A 494-nucleotide genomic window follows, 5' to 3' on the forward strand; every position below is an offset into this window, starting at 1 on the left:
TTATCGCGCCGGGAATATGCTCACGCGCATATTCATCTGCACTGCGGATGTCGACTAGGATTGCGCCCGCAGTGATCGCTGCGCGAGTATCGGCGGGAGAAATAGACGCAAGCGTCATAGTATTAATCCTTGCAATAGAGATAGCAGAGGGGGAGGGCAGCAGCGTTGCTGTGCAGGCGGCCCAATGAAGCAGGAAGCACCAGGAGGGCAGCTTAATGCATGCCCATACCGGAACCATCGGCCTTCAGGCCGGTGAGCATGTCAGGGTTGATCGACACACCCGGTCGCTGAAGCGTCGCACAACGATACGAAAGCGGAATTAATCGCCCTTTTTTGAGCCTCTGATCCGCCCCCGAGGGTCCACCGGCGCGGCTCCGCTGCCGCTCACGCAAGGCGTTCGCTGCGCCGCTCCCGTGGGCTTCGGGGACGGCCCAAAGATCATAGAGAGAGATCACAAAAAAAATTGTTATTTATCAATGATGTGATGGGGGGGG

1 protein-coding gene is annotated in these 494 nt (G+C 57.5%); it reads right to left on the reverse strand.

Annotation, left to right across the window (positions count from 1 at the left end):
* The coding region (locus HNH97_RS18255; protein ID WP_338085451.1) for a rhodanese-like domain-containing protein at nt 1-238 on the reverse strand (238 nt) is incomplete at its 3' end.
* Between the last annotated feature and the right edge of the window lie 256 nt (nt 239-494).

It is taken from the genome of Gluconacetobacter entanii (assembly GCF_013155425.1).
GTDB classification, from domain to species: Bacteria; Pseudomonadota; Alphaproteobacteria; order Acetobacterales; family Acetobacteraceae; genus Novacetimonas; species Novacetimonas entanii.